The organism is Curtobacterium sp. L6-1 (assembly GCF_018885305.1).
Classification (GTDB): Bacteria; Actinomycetota; Actinomycetes; order Actinomycetales; family Microbacteriaceae; genus Curtobacterium; species Curtobacterium aetherium.
In genome coordinates this window covers 442876-461515 of the sequence record NZ_CP076544.1, presented here as the reverse complement: position 1 = coordinate 461515, position 18640 = coordinate 442876, and the positions used below count along the sequence as shown (strand labels likewise).

The window sequence follows — 18640 nt, the reverse complement described above, 5'->3', positions numbered from 1 at the left end:
CGTTCTGCCACCATGGCGGACATGACCGCACCGGACGTCCCCGCGACCATGCACATCGGCGAGCTCGCCGAGGGCACCGGCATGTCCCTGCGGTCGATCCGGCACTACGACGAGGTCGGCCTGCTCGTCCCGAGCGGTCGCACGGCGGGCGGCTTCCGCGTCTACACGGCCGGCGACCTGGACCGCCTGCTCGTCATCCGTCGGATGAAGCCGCTCGGCTTCACGCTCGAGGAGATGGCCGGGCTGCTGCGCGTCGTCGACAGCCTGGCCGCGGCGGACCCGGACGAGTCGCCGGGGCTGGCCGCGCAGCTCGACGCCTTCCTCGAGGACGCCCGGGGTCGTCACGCCAAGCTCCTGGAACGTGCGGCGATGGCGGAGGAGTTCATCGGCACGCTCGGCACGCTGCGCTCCTCGCTCCCGTCCTCCCCCGCCTGAGCGGACGTCCCCGAGGGGTGTGACCAGGCCGCAGAGCGCCCTCGGTCCCTCCGTCACGGGTACCGCCCCTCCTGCGCTGCGACCTGGCCACGACGACGACGCTACGGAGGTGGCGGAGTCGCCACGGGCCTCCCGGCCGGTCTGTGGAGAACCGCGGGACAGGAGCTGCCTGTGCAGGAGGGAGCGCGAGTTCTCCCCGGGCGACGCCACGGGCGCGCCCGGCCGGTAGACTCGACGACCGTGATCGAACGCACCCGCATCGCCGACCTCGCAAGCCTCCCCGACGGCCCCGTCTCCGTGGCCGGATGGGTCGAGACCGTCCGCGATCAGAAGAAGGTGCAGTTCGTCGTCCTCCGCGACGAGAGCGGCGCCGTCCAGCTGGTCAACCCCGCCACGCGCGAAGCGGTCGAGGGTGACGACGCCTCCGCCGCCGCCCTCGCCACGACCGAGAGCATCTCCGGTCTGGCGCACGGCACCTTCGTGCACGTGCAGGGCACCCTCAAGCACGACGAGCGCGTCAAGCTCGGCGGGCTCGAGGTCAAGGTCGGCGCACTGACCGTCGTCAGCGCGGCCATCCCCGAGACCCCGATCGCGGACGACTCCTCGCTCGACAAGCGGCTCGACTGGCGCTTCCTCGACCTGCGCAACCGCAAGCAGAACCTGATCTTCCGCATCCAGACCACGCTCGAGCACGCGTTCCGCACGTACTGGGTCGAGCGCGACTACATCGAGATCCACACGCCGAAGCTGATGGCGTCGGCGTCGGAGTCCCGCGCCGAGCTCTTCCAGCTCGAGTACTTCGAGACGACCGCGTACCTGGCGCAGTCCCCGCAGAACTTCAAGCAGATGGCGCAGCCCGCGGGCTTCGGTGCCGTGTTCGAGATCGCCGACGCCTTCCGCGCCGACCCGTCGTTCACCTCCCGCCACGCCACCGAGTTCACGAGCGTGGACGCCGAGTTCTCGTGGATCGAGTCGCACGAGGACGTCATGGCCATGCACGAGGAGGTCCTCGTCGCCGGCATCACCGCCGTCAAGGAGAAGTACGGCGACGCCATCCAGGACGTCTTCGGCTTCGAACTGCAGGTCCCGACGACGCCGTTCCCCCGCGTGACCCTGGCCGAGGCACGCCAGATCGTCGCCGACAGCGGCTACGAGGTCGTCCGGGCCGACGGCGACCTGGACCCCGAGGGCGAGCGTCGTGTCTCCGCCTGGGCCAAGGAGCACCACGGCTCCGAGTTCGTCTTCGTCACGGACTACGACGCCTCGATCCGCCCGTACTACCACATGCGCCACGCCGACGACCCGACGCTCACGAACAGCTACGACCTGCTGTTCAACGGCGCCGAGATCTCCACGGGTGCCCAGCGTGAGCACCGCGTCGACGTCCTCACCGCACAGGCGGAGGAGAAGGGTCTCGACCCGGCCGAGCTCGGCTGGTACCTGGACTTCTTCCGCTACGGCGTCCCGCCGCACGGTGGGTTCGGCATGGGCCTGGCGCGTGTGCTCATGCTCATGCTGGGCGAACCGTCCATCCGCGAGGTGACGTACCTCTTCCGCGGCCCGACGCGCCTCACGCCGTAGGCATCGGCGGCCCGGCAGCCGGACCCTCCTGGCGGCGGACCCGGCACCGGACGCACCCGCACGACACGAACCGGCTCGCTCCACGGATCCCCGTGGAGCGAGCCGGTTCTGTCGTGCTGCGGCACGGAGCGCGACGGCAGCGCGCAGCGGCAGCGGCAGCGCACAGCGGCAGCGCACCGCCGCACGGCCGCGCGCAGCGCACCGCCGCGCGGCCGCGCTCAGTCCTGCCAGTCGATCGCAGCCCGTGAGGTGACGAGCCCGCGGATCTCCGCCGCGGCGGCCTGGTGCTCCGGGTGCACCTGGTACTCGTCGAGCCCGGCCAGGTCGTCGAACGTGGCGACCACGGCGACGTCCTGGTTCTTCCCCGGGTAGGCGACGTTCTGGACCACCTGCAGGGACCGGACGGACGGGACGACCGCGATCAGGTCGGTGAGCAACTGGCGGATGCGCGCGATGCCAGCGTCACGGTCGAGGTCCTCGCGGAGCGTCCAGGAGACGACGTGGTGGATCATGCGCGGGCCTCCGCCTGCTCGAGCGCCCGGGCGAGTCGGTCGGCGTCGACGTGCCAGTTGCTGTGCACGCGTCCGTCAACGAGCACGACGGGGATGTCCTCGGCGTGCTCGGTGCGGAGGTCGTCGTCGTCGAGGATCGACCGCTCGTCGAGGGTGGTCCCGGGGTGGGCGGCGACGACACGTTCGACGATCGGTCGTGCGTCGTCGCAGAGGTGGCATCCGGGCTTGGTGAGGAGCGTCACGGCTGGCATGGGCTCAGGCTACCGCCGCCCGATGCGCCTGAAGTTGCCCGGGAAACGCAGAAGCCCCGGCGAACCGGGGCTCCTGCTGCGGGTCTCTCGACCTACTTCTTGTTGCGACGCTGGTGGCGCGTCTTGCGAAGGAGCTTGCGGTGCTTCTTCTTCGCCATGCGCTTGCGACGCTTCTTGATGACAGAACCCATGTGGACCTCGCTCGGACTGATGCTGATGTACGGACACCGGGCCGATGAAGCCGCGGAAAATCAACCTGCCCGAGTCTACCGGCTGGCTGCTGCGATGTCGAACGGCGCCGGAACGGACGGTGGACGCCCGGGGCGGATGCGGTCGGACCGCGTCGGTTCAGCCGACGTCGGCGATGCCACCGCGGAGGAGCTCCGCGACCGCCGACTCCGGCACCCGGAACGAGCGACCGAAGCGGATGGCGGGGAGTTCTCCGGCGTGCACCATGCGGTAGACGGTCATCTTGGAGACGCGCATCATCTCGGCGACCTCCGCGACGGTGAGGAAGCGCACGTCGTCGAAACTGCCGGTCATGGTCCGCCTTCGGGCTGGCTTGCTTGTTGTGACCTGTGTGGTCACTGGACACTGTAGAGGCGCGTGCGGCTCGGTGTCCAGCAGTCGGTCAGTCGTCCTCGGGGCGCTTGGTGAACCGGCGCCGACTGCGGTCGACCACCCGCTCCCACCCCTGCTGTGCGCCCGTGAACGCGGCCGTCGCGCGGTGCGACGCCTCGGCCATCACCCGGCCCAGCTCGGTGCCGACCTCGACCGACGACTTGCCGCCCGCACCGTTCCTCCGGAACGACACCGGCTGCCCGTCGAGCGTCCAGGACGTGGTCGCCGGCGTGCCGTCGGCGTCCACCGCGTTGGTGAACGGCAGGACCCACTCCTCGATGCCGAGCAGCGGCTCCGGGTCGAGGCGGTAGTAGCGGTGCTGCCCCTCCTCACGACTCGTGACGAGTCCGATGTCCCGGAGGACGCGGAGGTGCTTCGAGACCGTGGGCTGGCTCACACCGAGTCGGAGGACGAGCTGTCCGACGCTGAGTTCACCGCCGGTGGCGTCCGCACCGTACGCGGTGAGGAGCTCGCCCAGCAGTGCTCGCCGCGTCGGGTCCGCGACGACGCTGAAGATGTCGGCCATGCGGCAAGGCTATCCGCCGCGGTGCGGATGTACCATGACGAACCGTCCCGCCCATGTCCCCGGAGGCATACGATGCTCGACCGCACCGAGCCGGTCCCCACCGTGGGTGCCGCGGCAGGTCGTGCGCGGCCGAGCCGCCTCCTGACGGCCCTCCGGTCGTCGCCCTCCCGCCTGGCGATCCTCGTCTTCATCGTGCTCATCTTCCTGTTCACGTTCCTGTTCATGACACCGATGGCGACCGCGGACGGCACGACGACGCACTTCTCGGACGCCCTGTTCACCGCCGCGAGCGTCGTCTGCGTGACCGGGCTCGCGACGGTGGACATGGCGACGCACTGGTCCGTGTTCGGCAAGGTCCTCGTCGTGATCGGCACGCAGATCGGGGCGCTCGGCGTGCTGACATTCGCGTCGATCCTCGGCCTCGTGGTCACGCGTCGGCTCGGCCTCCGCGCGAAGCTCATCGCGGCGGGCGACTCGAACCCGCTGCGCACCCACCACGGCGCCGTGCCCGAGGGCCAGGCGGTCCGGCTCGGCGACGTCGGTACGCTCCTGCTCACCGTCGCGGTGAGCACGCTGACCATCGAGATCGTGCTCGGCCTGCTGCTCCTGCCGAGCGTCCTGGTGACCGGTGTGCCGTTCTGGACCGCGGTGGGCGACTCCTTCTACTACGCGGCGATGGCGTTCACGAACACGGGCTTCGCGCCGAACGCCGAGGGGCTCGACCCCTTCGCGCACGACTACTGGTTCCTCACCCTGCTCATGATCGGCGTCGTCGCCGGCTCGATCGGCTTCCCGGTGATCCGGACCCTGACCAAGCAGCTCCGCGCTCCGCGCCGCTGGCCCATCCACGTGAAGCTGACGCTCGCGACGAGTGCCGTGCTCCTCCTCGGCGGGACAGCCGCCTACATCGCCCTCGAGGCGTCGAACCCCGAGACCTTCGGCCGCGAGGGTGCCGGCCGCACCGCCTTCCAGGCGCTCTTCCTCTCCACCATGACCCGCTCGGGTGGGTTCTCGCTCGTCGACTTCGACGAGCTGAACGGGTCGAGCCTCCTGGTGACGGACATGCTCATGTTCATCGGTGGCGGCTCCGCCTCCACCGCCGGCGGCATCAAGGTGACGACGCTCGCCGTCCTGTTCCTGGCGGCCGTTGCGGAGGCCCGTGGCCGGCAGAGCATGGAGGCGTTCGGCCGGCGGATCCCGAGTGACGTCCTCCGCGTGGCGGTCGCGATCGTCCTGTGGGGGTCGACCATCGTCGCCGTCGCCACGGTCGTGCTCCTGCAGATCACGCACGAGCCGCTCGACCGCGTGCTCTTCGAGGTGATCTCGGCGTTCGCGACGTGCGGTCTGTCCTCCGGGGTGTCCTCCGACCTGCCGGAGTCCGGCAAGTACGTGCTCGCGGCCACCATGTTCCTGGGCCGTGTCGGTACAGTGACGATCGCCGCCGCGCTCGCTGCCAGTCAGAGCCGGCAGCTGTTCCGCCGTCCCGAGGAGAGGCCGATCGTTGGCTGACCGACACCGTCCGCACCCGCAGCAGGGTCCCGTCAGCCACGACGCCCCGGTCCTGGTGATCGGGCTCGGCCGCTTCGGCGCCGCGACCGCGGGGCAGCTCGAACGCCAGGGGCGGGACGTCCTGGTGGTCGACACCGACGCCGCCCTCGTGCAGAAGTGGTCGGACCGCGTGACCCACGCCGTCCAGGCCGACGCGACCGACATGGACGCGCTGCGGCAGATCGGCGCGCAGGACTTCGCCATCGCGGTGGTCGGCACCGGTTCGGACCTCGAGTCGAGCGTCCTCATCACCGCCAACCTGGTCGACCTCGGCGTGCCGCAGATCTGGGCGAAGGCGATCAGCCGCTCGCACGGCACGATCCTCAGCCGCATCGGCGCGAACCACGTCGTGTACCCGGAGCGCGAGGCCGGCGAGCGCACGGCGCACCTGGTGTCCGGCCGGATGCTCGACTTCATCGAGTTCGACGACGACTTCGCCGTGGTGAAGATGTTCCCGCCGCGTGCCGTGCGGGGACGGGACCTCGCCACGACGGTCATCCGCACCCGCTACGGCCTGACGGTGCTCGGCATCAAGCCGCCCGGCCAGGCCTTCGTCCCCGCGACGCCGGACAGTGTCATCGGCGAGGACGACGTGATCATCGTTTCGGGCACCGAGACCGACCTCGAGCGGTTCGCCGCGCTCGAGTGAAGCCGGGGCCCGCCGGCGGCAGCGGGCTCGACCTCAGAGGCGGGACAACTCCTCGGCCCGGGCGATCGCCGCGCGCGCGGCCTGCTCGAGCGTCGTCGCGAGGTCGGCCTCCTGCAGCACGGCGACGGCCCGCTCGGTGGTCCCCTTCGGGCTCGTCACCGCACGGCGCAGGTCGGCGGGGGCGCGGCCGGAGCGTGCGAGGAGCTCGACGGCCCCGCGGACCGTGCCCTGCACCATGGTGGCCGCCTGCTCGGGCGTGAAGCCGAGCGCCTGTGCGGCCTGCTGCCACTGCTCGACGAGCAGGAAGACGTAGGCGGGCCCGGACCCGGACACCGCGGACAGCGCGTCGAGCTGCGACTCCGGCACCTCGAGGACCTCGCCGGACACCGCGAACAGGTGCGCGGCGAGGGCCACCGCCTCGGCGTCGGCCGACGCACCACCGCTCACACCGGTCACGCCGAGCCCGACGCCGATCGGCGTGTTCGGCAGGGCGCGGACGACGCGCACGCCGGTCGGGACGTGGGCCTCCATGGAGGCGCAGGTCACGCCCACCGCGACGCTCACGACGACGGTCCCCGGCTCGAGGTCGGCCGCGACCTCGTCGAGCAGGTCGACGATGCCGAAGGGCTTCACCCCGAGCACCACGACGCCGGCGCCGCGCACCGCGGCGCGGTTGGCGTCCGGGTCGGTCTCGGACGCGGTGGCGAGCAGCCCGGAGGCCCGGTGTGCGGCGGCGGAGGCCTCCGACCGGGTGGTCACCGCGACGGTCCCGGGCGTGACGCCCGCGGCCAGGAGCCCCTGGAGGACGGCGCCGGACATGGAACCGACGCCGAGCATGGCGACGCGGGGCAGGTCGATGGTCATGGCCCGACCCTACCGACCACCGTCGGCCTAGGATCGTGGTCCAGGTCGGTACGAGAAGGGGTCGGACAGCCACATGAGCGCTTCCGGAGGGACGAAGGCGATCTTCGCCGCACTCGGTGCGAACATCGGGATCGCGATCGTGAAGTTCATCGCGGCGGCGATCAGCGGGTCCGCCTCGATGCTCGCCGAGGGCGTGCACTCGCTCGCCGACTCCGCGAACCAGCTGCTCCTGCTGCTCGGTGGTCGTCGGGCGAGGAAGGCCGCCGACGAGGAGCACCCGTTCGGCCACGGCCGGGAGCGCTACGTGTACGCGTTCGTCGTGTCGATCGTGCTGTTCTCGGTCGGTGGCGTGTTCTCGCTCTACGAGGGCATCGAGAAGTTCGCGCACCCGCACCCGCTCGACAACTGGTGGCTCCCGGTGACCGTGCTCGTCATCGCGATCGGGCTCGAGGGCTTCTCGCTCCGCACCGCGCTGAAGGAGGCGCGACCCGACAAGGGCAGTCAGTCGTGGGTGCAGTTCGTCCGCCGGGCCAAGGCGCCGGAGCTCCCGGTCGTCATGCTCGAGGACACCGCGGCCCTGACCGGCCTCGTCTTCGCACTGTTCGGCGTCGGCCTGACCGCGATCACCGGCAACGGGGTCTTCGACGCGATCGGCACGGTCCTCATCGCGGTGCTCCTCATCGCGGTCGCGCTCGTGCTCGGCGTCGAGACGAAGAGCCTCCTCGTCGGTGAAGGTGCCAACCCCGGCGACGTCGCCCGCATCCGGCAGGCGGTCCTCGACGGCCCCGAGGTCGACTCCGTCATCCACCTGAAGACCCTCTACCTGGGCCCGGACGAGCTGATGGTCGGCGTGAAGGTCGCGGTCGACGGCGACCGACGCCTCGGGGACGTCGCGGCCGGCATCGACACGGTCGAGCAGCGGGTCCGTGCGGCGGTGCCGATCGCTCGGGTGATCTACATCGAGCCGGACGTCCTGCACGACGGCCCGCACCCGTCGACCGAGGCGATCGTCCTCCGCGCCGCCGATTGACCGGACCGACCCGACCGAAGCGGCCGACTCGATCGACTCGATCGACTCGATCGCTCCGACCGGCCGCCGAACCGCCGCCGGGTCAGCGCCGCTCGGCGAAGAAGTCGTCGAGCACCGCGGCACACGCGTCCTCGAGCACCCCGGCCACGACCTCGGCCCGGTGCGGCAGTCGACGGTCCCGCGTGATGTCGTAGACGCTCCCGCTGGCACCCGCCTTCGGGTCCCACGCACCGAACACGACGCGCGGCACCCGGGCCGCGAGGAGCGCCCCCGCGCACATCGGGCACGGCTCGAGCGTGACGACGAGCGTGTGCTCGGCCAGGTGCCAGTCGCCCGTGACCGCAGCCGCGGCGCGCAGCGCCAGGACCTCGGCGTGCGCGGTCGGGTCCTGCCGCGCCTCCCGTTCGTTGCGGCCGACGGCCACGACGGCGCCGGACGCGTCGAGCACGACGGCCCCGACCGGCACGTCCCCCGTCGCCAGGCAGGCCCGCGCCTCGACGAGCGCGCGCTCCATGGCGGGGACGAAGGGCCGTCCGGCTGGGTGCTCCACACGTCCTCCGACCCGACACCGACGAGGGCCGCGACCGCCGGTCGGGGTGCGGCACGGTACGCTCGACCCTATGCGAGTCCACGTCGCCGACCACCCGCTCATCACCCACAAGCTCTCGGTGCTCCGCGACCGGACCACTCCCTCCCCCACGTTCCGGGCCCTGACCGAGGAGCTCGTCACGCTCCTCGCGTACGAGGCCACGCGGAACGTCCGGGTGACGGCCACGCCGATCAGCACCCCGGTCGCCCAGACCATGGGCGTCGCCATCGCGAAGCCGCGTCCGCTCGTCGTGCCGATCCTGCGCGCCGGGCTCGGCATGCTCGAGGGCATGGTCAAGCTCGTCCCGACCGCCGAGGTCGGCTTCCTCGGCATGGCCCGCAACGAGGTCACGTTCGAGCCGCAGACCTACGCCGAGCGCCTGCCCGACGACCTGTCGAACCGCCAGTGCTTCGTGCTCGACCCGATGCTCGCCACCGGTGGCACGCTCGCGGCCGCCATCGACTTCCTCTTCGACCGCGGCGCGGTCGACGTGACCTGCGTCTGCATCCTCGGTGCACCCGAGGGCCTCGCCGCGCTCGAGAAGGCCGTCGGCGACCGTGACGTCACCATCGTCCTCGGCGCACTCGACGAGCGCCTCGACGAGAACGGGTACATCGTGCCGGGACTCGGCGACGCGGGCGACCGCCTCTACGGGCTCGCCGACTAGCGTCCGCACCACCTCCTGACGGGAGGCCCGCCACCGGTCCGGTGGTGGGCCTCCCGTCCGTCGTCCGACCGGCACCGACGACTCCCGCCCCGCCGCGGCGGGGCGACTGTCCGCTTCCGTCACCGTCCGCTCGGACGGTTGACACGGCGTTGGTATACCGCGGATACTCGTGCCATGACTGCAACCGTGTCCACCCGAGCCCTGCACGAGGCCAAGGGGACTGCCGGCATCTCGATGCCGGCCACAGCGGTCATGCGTTGTCGAATGTGTGCCTGATCGGTACCCGTTCCAGCCGGATCCGCCGCGACACCACCCCCGTCGCGCGCGCGTGATCCCTCGGTGACGACCCCGTCGACGACGCGCACCACCGTCACGAGGTCGGACCCCGCTCCCCCGGACCAGCCCCGGTTCCCCCACGGACCGCAGGGCACATCGGCGTACCGCCGGTCCGGGCCGACGCATTCGACACCGACCGACGCGCCACCACGCAGCTCGGCCGTACCCCCCCGGAGACCGCACCATGTCCCTCACCATCGCCCAGCCCCGCACCGCCGCCGCCGCCGCCGACACCGCGCTGCCGACGCAGCCCCGCACCGCCCCGGCGCGCCGGACCGCAGCGTCCGCCCCGACGAGCCTCGGCAGCGTGACGCCGATCCGCCCCCGTCGCACGCCGGCCCAGCCCGCCCGTCCGACCGCCGACCACGCCGCCGTACCGACCAGCCCCGTCGTCGCGCCGGTCCGGAACCGTGCCCTGCCCGAGGGCACCGAAGCGCGCGGCTTCGCGCTGTACGTCGGTCTCGACGAGGCCGCCGCCGCCGCTGCCGGCACGACGCTGGCGGCCGTGGTCGAGCAGCTCAAGGCGCTCACCGCCCAGCTCGTGCCCTCGGCCCAGACCTACGCGGCCGTCGCCGTCGCCGCCGAGGGGTCCGGCGGACGGGACGTCGACGTCGTCCGGCTCGCCCTGCAGGACCGATCCGCGGTCGCGGCGCGCAAGCAGACCGAGAAGCCCGAGCCCGAGGAGACCGGCGTCGTCATCGACATCTCCCGCAAGCGGGTCGTCCTGGACGGCGAGGCCGCTCCGCTGACCTTCAAGGAGTTCGAGCTCCTGCAGTTCCTCGTCCTCCGCGAGGGCCGCACGGTAGACCGCACCGCCATCATCGAGGGCCTGTGGTCCGACGGCGAGGACGAGACGCCGAACGAGCGCACGATCGACGTGCACGTGCGGCGCCTCCGGGCCAAGCTCGGCGCCTTCGAGGAGATCGTCCGCACCGTGCGCGGGGTGGGCTACCGGTTCGACCGGCACGCCGACGTCTCCGTGCGCTACGCCTCGACCCCGTCGCCCGACCTGTTCTGAGCCCGTCCTCGCCGTCGGTCCTGAGCCCGCTCTCGCCCGGCGTTCGGGGAACTCGCAGGAACAGACGGCGTGGCCGCCTTCCCTGGCGTTACCGCTTCGTTATACAGTCGGTCGTGCAGTCGGTGTTTGCTGTGGCACCGGCTGTGGAATGTGATTGCAGGAATCTCTTGGTGCAAGGGAGCGGGCCGGTCGTCCACCAGGACGGCCGGCCCGCGTTCTGTTGTCCGACCCCGTCGGTAGGGTGGTGGTCCACCAGTCGGAGGGAGTGGTCCGTGAGCGATCACCGCAGTGAGAAGGCCACGGCGGTCGCCGCGTGGGAGTCGTTGTTCCGCGCACAGGTCACCGTGATGCGGAACCTCAACACGGAGTTCCCCTCCGCCGAGATCTCGTTCAACGAGTACGACGTCTGCTTCAACCTGTCCACGCAGCCCGGCCGTCGCTGCCGGATGCGGGACCTCACCGGCCACCTGCTCCTGACACAGCCGAGCGTCAGTCGGCTCGTCGACCGTCTCGCGGCCAAGGGCATCGTCGAGAAGCAGCCCGACCCCACCGACGCCCGCGGTGTCATCGTCGCCCTCACCGCGCACGGCTTCGACGTGTACCGGGCGGTCGCCGTCCAGCACGCGTCGACGATCGCCGCGCAGGTCGGTGCCGGGCTCGACGACGCCGAACTGCGGACCCTCACCGAACTCTGCACGAAGCTCCGGGTCGCGGCCGCGAACACGACGCCGAGCCGCCGCTCCGTCGTCGGCGTCCCCACCGCCGTGTCGGACCGGGCCAGCGCATGAGCGGCTCCGTCGTCTGGCTCCGCGACGATCTGCGCATCGCCGACAACCCGGCACTCCGCTCGGCCGTCGACCGCGGCGGCCCCGTCACCGTCGTCTACGTGCTCGACGAGCAGAGCGACGGCATCCGGCCCTTCGGCGCCGCGGCCCGCTGGTGGCTGCACCAGTCCCTCGCCGCGCTCGACACCGACCTGCGCGCGCACGGCTCGGCACTCGTGCTCCGACGGGGCCCGGCGGCCGAGGTCATCCCGTCCCTCGTGCAGGAGTCCGGCGCCGACGCGGTGTTCTGGAACCGCCGCTACGGCAAGGTCGAACGCGAGATCGACACGGGCATCAAGTCCGGGCTGGTCGAGAGCGGGATCGACGCCCACAGCGCCGCGGCGACCCTGCTCTGGGAACCGTGGACGGTCCTCACCGGCAAGGGCGAGCCGTTCAAGGTCTTCACCCCGTTCTGGCGGGCCGCCCAGGCGATGCCCGAGCCCCGGCACCCCGTCCCCGAACCGGAGACGATCGCCGCGCCGGCCGACGTCCACTCCGACGCGCTCGACGACTGGGCGCTGCTGCCGACCACCCCGGACTGGGCCGGCGGCATGCGTGACGCGTGGACGCCCGGCGAGCACGGCGCGTGGGACCGCATGGAGCGGTTCATCGACGAGGCCCTGGCCGACTACGACCAGCGTGACGAACCGGCACAGGCGGCGACGAGCAGCCTCTCGCCGCACCTGCGGTGGGGTGAGATCAGCCCGTACCAGGTGTGGCACCGCCTGCACGAGACGCTCGAGCCCGACCAGCGTCGCGCGGCGCCGGCGTTCCTGCGTCAACTCGCCTGGCGCGAGTTCAACTGGAACGAGTACTTCCACTGCGACGACATCGCACGGACCAACGTGCGCGGCGAGTTCGACGCCTTCCCGTGGCGGGACGCCTCGGACGACGAACTCGACCGGTGGCGTGCCGGAACAACCGGGTTCGACCTGGTCGACGCCGGCATGCGCGAGCTGTGGCACACCGGGGCCATGCACAACCGTGTCCGCCTGGCGACGGCGAGCTTCCTCGTGAAGAACATGCTCGTCGACTGGCGCATCGGGGAGCAGTGGTTCTGGGACACCCTGGTCGACGCCGACGCGGCGAACAACGCGGCGAACTGGCAGTGGGTCGCCGGCTCGGGCTTCGACGCCGCTCCGTACTTCCGTGTCTTCAACCCGGACCGGCAGCTCGAGCGGTTCGACCCGCACCGCGAGTACGTCCGTCGCTGGGTGCCCGCCGACGAGGACCGTCCGGAGCCGATGCTCGACCTCAAGGCGACCCGGCAGCGCGCGCTCGACGCCTACGCCGATATGCGACGCGCATGACGGCGGTCACCGCACGGGCACTCGAGGCCGTCGACGCGCTGCACCGGCAGCGGGTCGAGTCGAGTGTGGCCCCCAGCAGCGTGTGGGGCGTCTTCGACCGGAGTGGGCTCATCGCCTCGGGCGGTCACGGCGACCGCGGTGACGGCGCCACGCCGGACGCCGACACGGTGTACCGGATCGCGTCCTGCACGAAGAGCGTCACCGCCACCGCGCTGCTCGGTCTCGTCGCAGGGGGCGTACTGTCCCTCGACGCTCCCGTCACGGACTTCGTGCCCGCCTTCGCAGCCGTCCGCCTCCCCACGCCGGACTCCCCCGTCCCGACCGTGCGGATGCTCCTGACCATGTCCGCCGGCTTCCCCACCGACGACCCGTGGGGCGACCGGCAGGAGTCCATCTCCGACGCCGAGCTCGACGAGGTCCTGCGCGCCGGGTTGCTCTTCGACTCGGTCCCGGGCACGCGCTTCGCGTACTCGAACCTCGGGTACGCGCTGCTCGGCCGCGTCGTGTCCGCGGTGACGGGCGTGCCGTTCACCCGGTTCGCCACCGAGCGGGTGCTGCGGCCGCTCGGACTGGACGACACCGTCTTCGCCGCCGCCGACGCCCGCGGGCACGTCGTGACCGGACACCGTCGTGTCGGTGACGCCTGGGAGGCCCTGCCCACGACCGGGCCGGGTGCGTTCTCGCCGATCGGCGGCCTGTTCTCGACCGTGCGGGACCTCGCGCGCTGGGGCACGTGGCTGGCGTCGGCCTTCGACGGGTCGGCACCGCCGTTCGGCGCCGATCGCCCGGACCCGACGGTGATCGGGACCCCGACCCGGACCGCGACCTCGACGGGGACCGGGGCCGGGGCCGGGGCCGGGACCGCAGGTGGCCCCGGCACCGACCCGATCGGGACCGCTGACCGGCGTGCGATGCAGCAGGCGATGCGGGCGATCCCGGCCGAGGCGCTCCCGGGCTCCGCTCGCGGGACCGGGTACGGCTTCGGGCTGTTCGTCGAGCACGACCCCTTCGTCGGTCCGATCGTCTCGCACTCCGGGGGCTACCCGGGCTTCTCGGCTCACATGCGGTGGTCGACGTCGACCGGCCTCGGTGTCGTGGCCTTCGAGAACGCCACGCAGGCCAAGGTGTCGGTCGCTGCCGGGCAGGCGCTCGACCTCGTCCTCGCCGATGCCTTCCCTGCGTTCACCGCTCCCCCCGCACGGGCTGCGGCCGGACCCCGCCCTGCAGCACCCGGCACCGCAGCCGTGCTGCCCCAGACCCGTGCGGCCCAGGGAGCCGTGCGCCGTCTGCTGGCGGACTGGTCCGACGAACGGGCTGCGTCGATCTGCACCCCGAACGTGCCCATGGACGTGCCGTGGGACCGGCGACGGGCGGCCGTCACGCAGGCCGTCGAGGCGGTGGACGTCGACCTGACCGCCGAGCCCGTCGCCGAGGAGTCCGCGTCCCCGACCCACCTGCGCTGGTGGCTGCCGGGCGCGCGTAGCCGTCTGCGGGTGGAGATCCGGCTGGCGCCGTTGGCCGCGGGCTCGGTCCAGACCCTGCTCGTGCGGGCCGAGCCAGCCCCGTGGGAGCAGGCCTCCGCCTGACACGGCAGGAGGAGGCTGGTGCCCGTGCGCCGGCCCCGGGTCGACCCGACGGAACCGCCGACCGTCACGACGACGACAGGGATCGCGATCCCGAGTGAAGGAGCATCGAGCAGTGGGTTCGAGCGTCCAGTCCGAGCCGCCCGGCACCGGGTGGTACACCGCAGCACGGGTCCTGCTGATCTGCTCCGCTGCAGGCTTCGCGGTCCTCTGGGCGGTCCTGTGGCTGCCCGTGCTGCTGACCGGTGGCCAGGGCAGCCCGCTCCTGTACCCGGTCGTGTTCCTGCTGGCCACGGGTCCGTGGGCCGGCGGGTGGGTGACCCTGGTGCTGGCAGGTCGCGCCTGGAAGGTGGGTGTCGGCAGGCACAGCGGGATGGTCGCCGCCCTGAGCGCGGTCCTGCTCGCCCTCGGTCCGGTCCTGCTCTGGTTCGGACCGGTGATCGCCTGAGGCACCGGTTCGCCTCGGGTGCGAGCACTCGTCACCGGCCGACCAGGAGCGTACGGTAACATCTCACATGCTCGCTCGTCCTCGTGGCGGTCAGCTGCCTCCGCACCTCGTCCTGGAAGAGACCATGCCGCGCAAACCGGACCCGACACTCAAGCCCGCGATCGTCTGCAAGGTCACCGACCACCTGCACGCCACCCGCCTCGAGGACGTCTCGGTGCGGAGTCTCGGTCGGGCCCTGGGCACCAGCGCGTACCCGATCGTCTACCACTTCGGTTCCCGCGACGGCCTCATCGACGCCGTCGTCGAGCACCTCAACCGCCACGTGCACGCCGTCCGGCTCGACCCGGACGCCGACGAGACCGGGTTGGCCGAGTACCTCCAGGCGGTGTTCGGTCACCTCGGCGAGCGGGACCGCTTCCTCGCCGCCCGGCTCACGTTCGAGCTCGGGTCGGTCGAGTGCCTGACGGAGCACGACCGGCACCGCAGGCTCCACCGGGCGCACATCGAGACCCTCGCCGCGTGGTGCCGGGCGCACGGGGCGGACGACCGGTCGGCTCAGCGGGTGGCCCGGGCGGCGGTGCTCGCCTGCCGCGGCGCCCAGTGGGGTGCGGTCCTCGACGGCGACGTCGCGCACACGGACGTCGTGCTCCGCGGCGTCGCGCAGCGCATCGCGTCCGAGGTCAGCGTCGCCGTCCACTGATCCGTTGCCGCTGCCGCGGCAGGACACCGAGGCCCGTCGCCGCTGCCGCGGCGGACCACCGACGGACGGGAGGCCCGGTACCAGCTGGTACCGGGCCTCCCGTCCGTCCGTCGGTCGCGTCAGCGACCCGTGCGGGTCAGAGCGTGACGAAGCGCTGTGCCTTGGCGTTGTCGAAACGAGCAGCGACGTTCTCCCAGTCGACGATGTTCCACACGGCCTTGACGTAGTCCGCCTTGACGTTGAGGTAGTCGAGGTAGAAGGCGTGCTCCCACATGTCGAGCATGAAGATCGGCACGAGACCGAACGGGATGTTGCCCTGCTGGTCGAACAGCTGGAACGTGGCGAGCTTCTGGCCGACGACGTCCCAGGCGAGGACGGACCAGCCGGAGCCCTGGATGCCGTTGGCGACCGCGGCGAACTGGGCCTGGAACTTCTCGAACGAGCCGAAGAACTCGTCGATGGCGGCGGCGAGCTCACCCTCGGGGACCTTCGTGTCCGGGCCGAGGTTGGTCCAGAAGATCGAGTGGTTCACGTGGCCACCGAGGTGGAACGCGAGGTCCTTCTCGAGCTTGTTGATCGCACCGAAGTTACCGGACTCGCGGGCTTCGCCGAGCTGCTGCAGCGCGGTGTTGGCGCCGGTCACGTAGGCCTGGTGGTGCTTGTCGTGGTGCAGCTGCATGATCTTGCCGCTGATGTGGGGCTCGAGGGCGGCGTAGTCGTACGGCAGCTCGGGCAGGGTGTACTCAGCCATGTGCGGTCCTTTCGATCGGTGATGTGGGGCGTGTGGTCCCGCGGCTCACGAGAGGCGGGAACGATCGGTCAGGGAGTGGAATTCCCGGTTGTGGTAGACCAGCGGCTCGCCGCGGTCGGACCCGACGACGATGTCGAGCACCTCGGCGACGACGACGGTCGAGCTGCCGATCGGTGTGGTCGAGAGCGGACGGCAGCGCAGGGCACTGGCGGCGTCGGGCAGGTACCGGTCGCCCGAGGGCAGCCGGTCCCAGATCGGGTCGTCGGCCGCGGGGCTGCCGGTGGAGGCGAAGCGCTTGGCGAGGGCCACACCGCGGGCGTCCATGAGGTGCACGACGAACACGGGCGCACCGAGGACGACGCCGGCGGACCCGGAGTTGGTGGAGAGCGAGAAGACCAGGACGGGCGGGTCGACCGCGACGGACGCGACGCTCGAGGCCGTGAGCCCGGTGGGCCCGTCGGGCCCCTCCGCGGTGATGACGGCGACACCGGCGGGGTGCCCACGGAAGGCGGCCTTGTACGCGGCGGTCATGTCGGCCGGGGTGGCCTCGGCTGCCGCGGGAGCGGCCGCGGCGGACGTCGGGTCGGTGCGGGGGACGTCGGGCTGCTGGTGCGCAGCGGCGGCGTCGGTCGTGTCAGTCGTGGTCGTTCCTCGTTCGTGGGTGTGACCGCGGTGCTCGCGGCCACCTCCCAACGTAGGACCTGACCCATGGTGGCGGTCCACGATTCACAGGATCAGCGCATCCCGGGCGTGCCGCGCGGCCCGTCCGCGGCACGCGACGACGCCGGCCGGCGAGGACTCCTGCCGGTCGGCGGAGGCCCCTCCCGCTCAGCGAGGGGCCGTGCCGGTCAGCGTCGGCGGAGCATCACGACCGCGCCGGCGGCCGCGACCACCATGAGCACCGCGGCGACGCCCGCCGTCGTCGTCACACCGGAGTCGAACGCGGCGCGTGCGGACTCGAGGAGCACCCGTCCCGCCGACCCGCCGAGTTCGGAGGCCGCGTCCACCGCACCACCGAGGGTCTCCCCCGCGGCGGTGTGCGCGGTCGAGGACAGCCCCTCGGGCACGACGACGTTGGCGCGGTAGGCCGTCGCCAGGATCGTGCCGAGGACGGCGGTGCCCAGGACGGCACCGATCTCGTACGCGGTCTCGGACATCGCCGACGCCGCACCGGCCTTGTCCGCCGGGGCCGTCGAGATGATCAGGTCGTTCGTCACGGTCTCGGACGCGCCGATGCCGATGCCGAGCAGCACGAAGGCGAACGCGAGCGCGGGGATCGTCGCGTGGTGGCCGAGGACGGCGACCAGGGCGTACGCGGCGGCGGAGAACAGCAGCGACACGGACACCACCCAGCGCGGGGCGACGCGGGCGACGACCGGCACGACGGCCAGTCCGGCGATGACGGTGAGCACGGCCCCGGGGACCAGGACCAGGCCGCTGGCGAACGGGTCGAGCCCGGCGACGAGCTGCAGGTGCTGGGCGATGAAGAACAGGAAGCCGGTCAGCGAGAACATCGCGGCCATATTCATGAGCACGCTGCCGGTGAACGCTGTGCTCCGGAACAGACGCATGTCGAGCATCGGGGTCCGGGTCCGCAGCTGCCGGCGGACGAACGCCACGCCGCACAGCACGCCGACGGCGACCATCGCGATCGCGAGACCGCGCTCCTCGGGGTGCACGAGCGACTTGATCGCCCAGACGAGCGGTCCGAGGGCGCCGAGCGAGAGGAGCATGCTCGGCACGTCGACCGGTCCGGGCTCGGGGTCGCGGGACTCGGGCACGCAGAACGGCACGGCGACGAGCATCACGACGAGGATCGGCACGGCGACGAGGAAGACGCTGCCCCAGTGGAAGTGCGCGAGGAGGACGCCGCCGACCAGTGGGCCGAGGGCGTTGCCCGCGGCGAACATGGTCGACCAGACGGCGAGCGCCAGACGTCGCTCCCCCGCGTCGGGGAAGACGTTGCGGATGATCGAGAGCGTCGCCGGCATGAGCATCGCGCCGAAGACGCCCATCGCGAGGCGGGCCGCGACGAGCATCCAGGCCTCGGTGGCGAACGCTGCGGCGGCGGAGAGCACGGCGAACCCGGTCGCCCCGATGACCAGGATCCGACGCCGGCCGATCCGGTCACCGATGCTGCCCATCACGACGAGGAGGCCGGCGAGCACGAGCGGGTAGGCGTCGACGATCCAGAGCTGCGTGGTGGCGTCGGGGTGCAGGGCGCGAGCGATCGAGGGAAGCGCGAAGCTCAGGACGGTGTTGTCGACCGAGATGAGCAGCACCGGCAGCATGAGCACCGCGAGCGCGGCGAACCGGGACCCGCGACTCGCGGTGATCCGGGTGGCGACGGGGCTGGTGAGCAGTGCGGACATGGCGGACTCCAGGACTTCGAGCGTA

General features: G+C 71.9%; 22 protein-coding genes. 12 read left to right on the top strand and 10 right to left on the bottom strand.

All coding sequences use genetic code 11. The features are described from left to right. The first annotated feature begins 21 nt into the window (after nucleotides 1-21). Nucleotides 22-435, top strand: coding sequence for a MerR family transcriptional regulator (locus tag KM842_RS02180; RefSeq protein ID WP_216260531.1), 414 nt, complete (start codon nucleotides 22-24; stop codon nucleotides 433-435). A 240-nt stretch (nucleotides 436-675) separates the two neighbouring features. Then, the gene (gene aspS / locus KM842_RS02175) at nucleotides 676-2016 is read left to right on the top strand and encodes an aspartate--tRNA(Asn) ligase (protein WP_216260528.1); all 1341 of its coding nucleotides are present in this window, start codon (nucleotides 676-678) and stop codon (nucleotides 2014-2016) included. Nucleotides 2017-2234: 218 nt separating this feature from the next. On the opposite strand, the gene KM842_RS02170 is transcribed toward aspS, so the two are convergent. The 5 genes from KM842_RS02170 to KM842_RS02150 all read right to left on the bottom strand — a co-directional run bounded on the left by KM842_RS02170 (nucleotide 2235) and on the right by KM842_RS02150 (nucleotide 3926). Beyond that, nucleotides 2235-2528, bottom strand: a complete 294-nt coding sequence (locus tag KM842_RS02170) for a Dabb family protein (RefSeq protein WP_216260526.1) — start codon at nucleotides 2526-2528, stop codon at nucleotides 2235-2237. After that, nucleotides 2525-2779 carry a glutaredoxin family protein gene (locus tag KM842_RS02165; RefSeq protein WP_216260524.1) on the bottom strand — a complete coding sequence of 85 codons (255 nt, stop codon included), beginning with the start codon at nucleotides 2777-2779 and terminating at the stop codon, nucleotides 2525-2527. The genes KM842_RS02170 and KM842_RS02165 overlap by 4 nt, the downstream gene beginning before the upstream one ends. A gap of 92 nt (nucleotides 2780-2871) precedes the next feature. Continuing rightward, on the bottom strand, nucleotides 2872-2970 hold the full coding sequence (locus KM842_RS02160; RefSeq protein WP_003792170.1) for a 30S ribosomal protein bS22: 99 nt from the start codon (nucleotides 2968-2970) through the stop codon (nucleotides 2872-2874). Nucleotides 2971-3127: 157 nt separating this feature from the next. Continuing rightward, a complete protein-coding gene (locus KM842_RS02155; RefSeq protein ID WP_058729786.1) occupies nucleotides 3128-3322 on the bottom strand; it encodes a helix-turn-helix domain-containing protein in 195 nt (64 codons plus the stop codon). An 88-nt stretch (nucleotides 3323-3410) separates the two neighbouring features. Beyond that, a complete protein-coding gene (locus KM842_RS02150) occupies nucleotides 3411-3926 on the bottom strand; it encodes an ArsR/SmtB family transcription factor (protein ID WP_216260521.1) in 516 nt (171 codons plus the stop codon). 72 nt (nucleotides 3927-3998) lie between these two features. Here KM842_RS02150 and KM842_RS02145 point away from each other — a divergent pair, with 72 nt between their 5' ends. Both KM842_RS02145 and KM842_RS02140 read left to right on the top strand, forming a co-directional pair. Next, nucleotides 3999-5435, top strand: coding sequence for a TrkH family potassium uptake protein (locus tag KM842_RS02145; protein WP_216260519.1), 1437 nt, complete (start codon nucleotides 3999-4001; stop codon nucleotides 5433-5435). After that, nucleotides 5428-6123: a potassium channel family protein gene (locus KM842_RS02140; protein ID WP_216260517.1), complete on the top strand. Its 696-nt coding sequence runs from the start codon at nucleotides 5428-5430 to the stop codon at nucleotides 6121-6123. Before KM842_RS02145 ends, KM842_RS02140 begins: the two co-directional genes overlap by 8 nt. Before the next feature lie 33 nt (nucleotides 6124-6156). On the opposite strand, the gene proC is transcribed toward KM842_RS02140, so the two are convergent. Further along, nucleotides 6157-6987 carry a pyrroline-5-carboxylate reductase gene (proC, locus tag KM842_RS02135; RefSeq protein ID WP_216260515.1) on the bottom strand — a complete coding sequence of 277 codons (831 nt, stop codon included), beginning with the start codon at nucleotides 6985-6987 and terminating at the stop codon, nucleotides 6157-6159. A 73-nt stretch (nucleotides 6988-7060) separates the two neighbouring features. Here proC and KM842_RS02130 point away from each other — a divergent pair, with 73 nt between their 5' ends. Then, nucleotides 7061-8017, top strand: coding sequence for a cation diffusion facilitator family transporter (locus tag KM842_RS02130; RefSeq protein WP_216260512.1), 957 nt, complete (start codon nucleotides 7061-7063; stop codon nucleotides 8015-8017). Nucleotides 8018-8099: 82 nt separating this feature from the next. On the opposite strand, the gene KM842_RS02125 is transcribed toward KM842_RS02130, so the two are convergent. Further along, nucleotides 8100-8531, bottom strand: a complete 432-nt coding sequence (locus tag KM842_RS02125; protein WP_216261983.1) for a nucleoside deaminase — start codon at nucleotides 8529-8531, stop codon at nucleotides 8100-8102. A gap of 106 nt (nucleotides 8532-8637) precedes the next feature. On the opposite strand from KM842_RS02125, the gene upp reads away from it, so the two are divergent. From upp to KM842_RS02090, 7 genes are all read left to right on the top strand, one after another. Beyond that, nucleotides 8638-9273, top strand: coding sequence for a uracil phosphoribosyltransferase (gene upp / locus KM842_RS02120; RefSeq protein ID WP_216260511.1), 636 nt, complete (start codon nucleotides 8638-8640; stop codon nucleotides 9271-9273). 520 nt (nucleotides 9274-9793) lie between these two features. After that, nucleotides 9794-10627, top strand: a complete 834-nt coding sequence (locus tag KM842_RS02115) for a winged helix-turn-helix domain-containing protein (protein WP_216260508.1) — start codon at nucleotides 9794-9796, stop codon at nucleotides 10625-10627. A gap of 272 nt (nucleotides 10628-10899) precedes the next feature. Then, nucleotides 10900-11415 carry a MarR family winged helix-turn-helix transcriptional regulator gene (locus KM842_RS02110; RefSeq protein ID WP_253206209.1) on the top strand — a complete coding sequence of 172 codons (516 nt, stop codon included), beginning with the start codon at nucleotides 10900-10902 and terminating at the stop codon, nucleotides 11413-11415. After that, on the top strand, nucleotides 11412-12761 hold the full coding sequence (locus KM842_RS02105; RefSeq protein ID WP_216260506.1) for a cryptochrome/photolyase family protein: 1350 nt from the start codon (nucleotides 11412-11414) through the stop codon (nucleotides 12759-12761). The genes KM842_RS02110 and KM842_RS02105 overlap by 4 nt, the downstream gene beginning before the upstream one ends. Continuing rightward, nucleotides 12758-14347, top strand: a complete 1590-nt coding sequence (locus KM842_RS02100) for a serine hydrolase domain-containing protein (RefSeq protein WP_216260504.1) — start codon at nucleotides 12758-12760, stop codon at nucleotides 14345-14347. The genes KM842_RS02105 and KM842_RS02100 overlap by 4 nt, the downstream gene beginning before the upstream one ends. 112 nt (nucleotides 14348-14459) lie before the next feature. Further along, nucleotides 14460-14792 carry a hypothetical protein gene (locus KM842_RS02095; RefSeq protein WP_216260502.1) on the top strand — a complete coding sequence of 111 codons (333 nt, stop codon included), beginning with the start codon at nucleotides 14460-14462 and terminating at the stop codon, nucleotides 14790-14792. Nucleotides 14793-14916: 124 nt separating this feature from the next. Then, on the top strand, nucleotides 14917-15492 hold the full coding sequence (locus KM842_RS02090; RefSeq protein ID WP_216260501.1) for a TetR/AcrR family transcriptional regulator: 576 nt from the start codon (nucleotides 14917-14919) through the stop codon (nucleotides 15490-15492). 136 nt (nucleotides 15493-15628) lie between these two features. Here the strand turns inward: KM842_RS02090 and KM842_RS02085 are convergent, their stop codons facing one another. From KM842_RS02085 to KM842_RS02075, 3 genes are all read right to left on the bottom strand, one after another. Further along, nucleotides 15629-16243, bottom strand: a complete 615-nt coding sequence (locus KM842_RS02085; RefSeq protein ID WP_216260500.1) for a superoxide dismutase — start codon at nucleotides 16241-16243, stop codon at nucleotides 15629-15631. 45 nt (nucleotides 16244-16288) lie between these two features. After that, nucleotides 16289-16936: a flavin reductase family protein gene (locus KM842_RS02080; protein WP_253206208.1), complete on the bottom strand. Its 648-nt coding sequence runs from the start codon at nucleotides 16934-16936 to the stop codon at nucleotides 16289-16291. A gap of 155 nt (nucleotides 16937-17091) precedes the next feature. After that, on the bottom strand, nucleotides 17092-18615 hold the full coding sequence (locus KM842_RS02075; protein ID WP_216260498.1) for an MFS transporter: 1524 nt from the start codon (nucleotides 18613-18615) through the stop codon (nucleotides 17092-17094). Between the last annotated feature and the right edge of the window lie 25 nt (nucleotides 18616-18640).

What these genes read in the sequence shown, in the direction of transcription:
- KM842_RS02180 (WP_216260531.1), top strand. Translation starts at nt 22, where the DNA reads ATGACCGCACCGGACGTCCCCGCGACCATGCACATCGGCGAGCTCGCC.
- KM842_RS02170 (WP_216260526.1), bottom strand. Translation starts at nt 2,528, where the DNA reads ATGATCCACCACGTCGTCTCCTGGACGCTCCGCGAGGACCTCGACCGT.
- KM842_RS02165 (WP_216260524.1), bottom strand. Translation starts at nt 2,779, where the DNA reads ATGCCAGCCGTGACGCTCCTCACCAAGCCCGGATGCCACCTCTGCGAC.
- KM842_RS02160 (WP_003792170.1), bottom strand. Translation starts at nt 2,970, where the DNA reads ATGGGTTCTGTCATCAAGAAGCGTCGCAAGCGCATGGCGAAGAAGAAG.
- KM842_RS02155 (WP_058729786.1), bottom strand. Translation starts at nt 3,322, where the DNA reads ATGACCGGCAGTTTCGACGACGTGCGCTTCCTCACCGTCGCGGAGGTC.
- KM842_RS02150 (WP_216260521.1), bottom strand. Translation starts at nt 3,926, where the DNA reads ATGGCCGACATCTTCAGCGTCGTCGCGGACCCGACGCGGCGAGCACTG.
- KM842_RS02145 (WP_216260519.1), top strand. Translation starts at nt 3,999, where the DNA reads ATGCTCGACCGCACCGAGCCGGTCCCCACCGTGGGTGCCGCGGCAGGT.
- proC (WP_216260515.1), bottom strand. Translation starts at nt 6,987, where the DNA reads ATGACCATCGACCTGCCCCGCGTCGCCATGCTCGGCGTCGGTTCCATG.
- KM842_RS02130 (WP_216260512.1), top strand. Translation starts at nt 7,061, where the DNA reads ATGAGCGCTTCCGGAGGGACGAAGGCGATCTTCGCCGCACTCGGTGCG.
- KM842_RS02125 (WP_216261983.1), bottom strand. Translation starts at nt 8,531, where the DNA reads ATGGAGCGCGCGCTCGTCGAGGCGCGGGCCTGCCTGGCGACGGGGGAC.
- upp (WP_216260511.1), top strand. Translation starts at nt 8,638, where the DNA reads ATGCGAGTCCACGTCGCCGACCACCCGCTCATCACCCACAAGCTCTCG.
- KM842_RS02115 (WP_216260508.1), top strand. Translation starts at nt 9,794, where the DNA reads ATGTCCCTCACCATCGCCCAGCCCCGCACCGCCGCCGCCGCCGCCGAC.
- KM842_RS02105 (WP_216260506.1), top strand. Translation starts at nt 11,412, where the DNA reads ATGAGCGGCTCCGTCGTCTGGCTCCGCGACGATCTGCGCATCGCCGAC.
- KM842_RS02100 (WP_216260504.1), top strand. Translation starts at nt 12,758, where the DNA reads ATGACGGCGGTCACCGCACGGGCACTCGAGGCCGTCGACGCGCTGCAC.
- KM842_RS02090 (WP_216260501.1), top strand. Translation starts at nt 14,917, where the DNA reads ATGCCGCGCAAACCGGACCCGACACTCAAGCCCGCGATCGTCTGCAAG.
- KM842_RS02085 (WP_216260500.1), bottom strand. Translation starts at nt 16,243, where the DNA reads ATGGCTGAGTACACCCTGCCCGAGCTGCCGTACGACTACGCCGCCCTC.
- KM842_RS02075 (WP_216260498.1), bottom strand. Translation starts at nt 18,615, where the DNA reads ATGTCCGCACTGCTCACCAGCCCCGTCGCCACCCGGATCACCGCGAGT.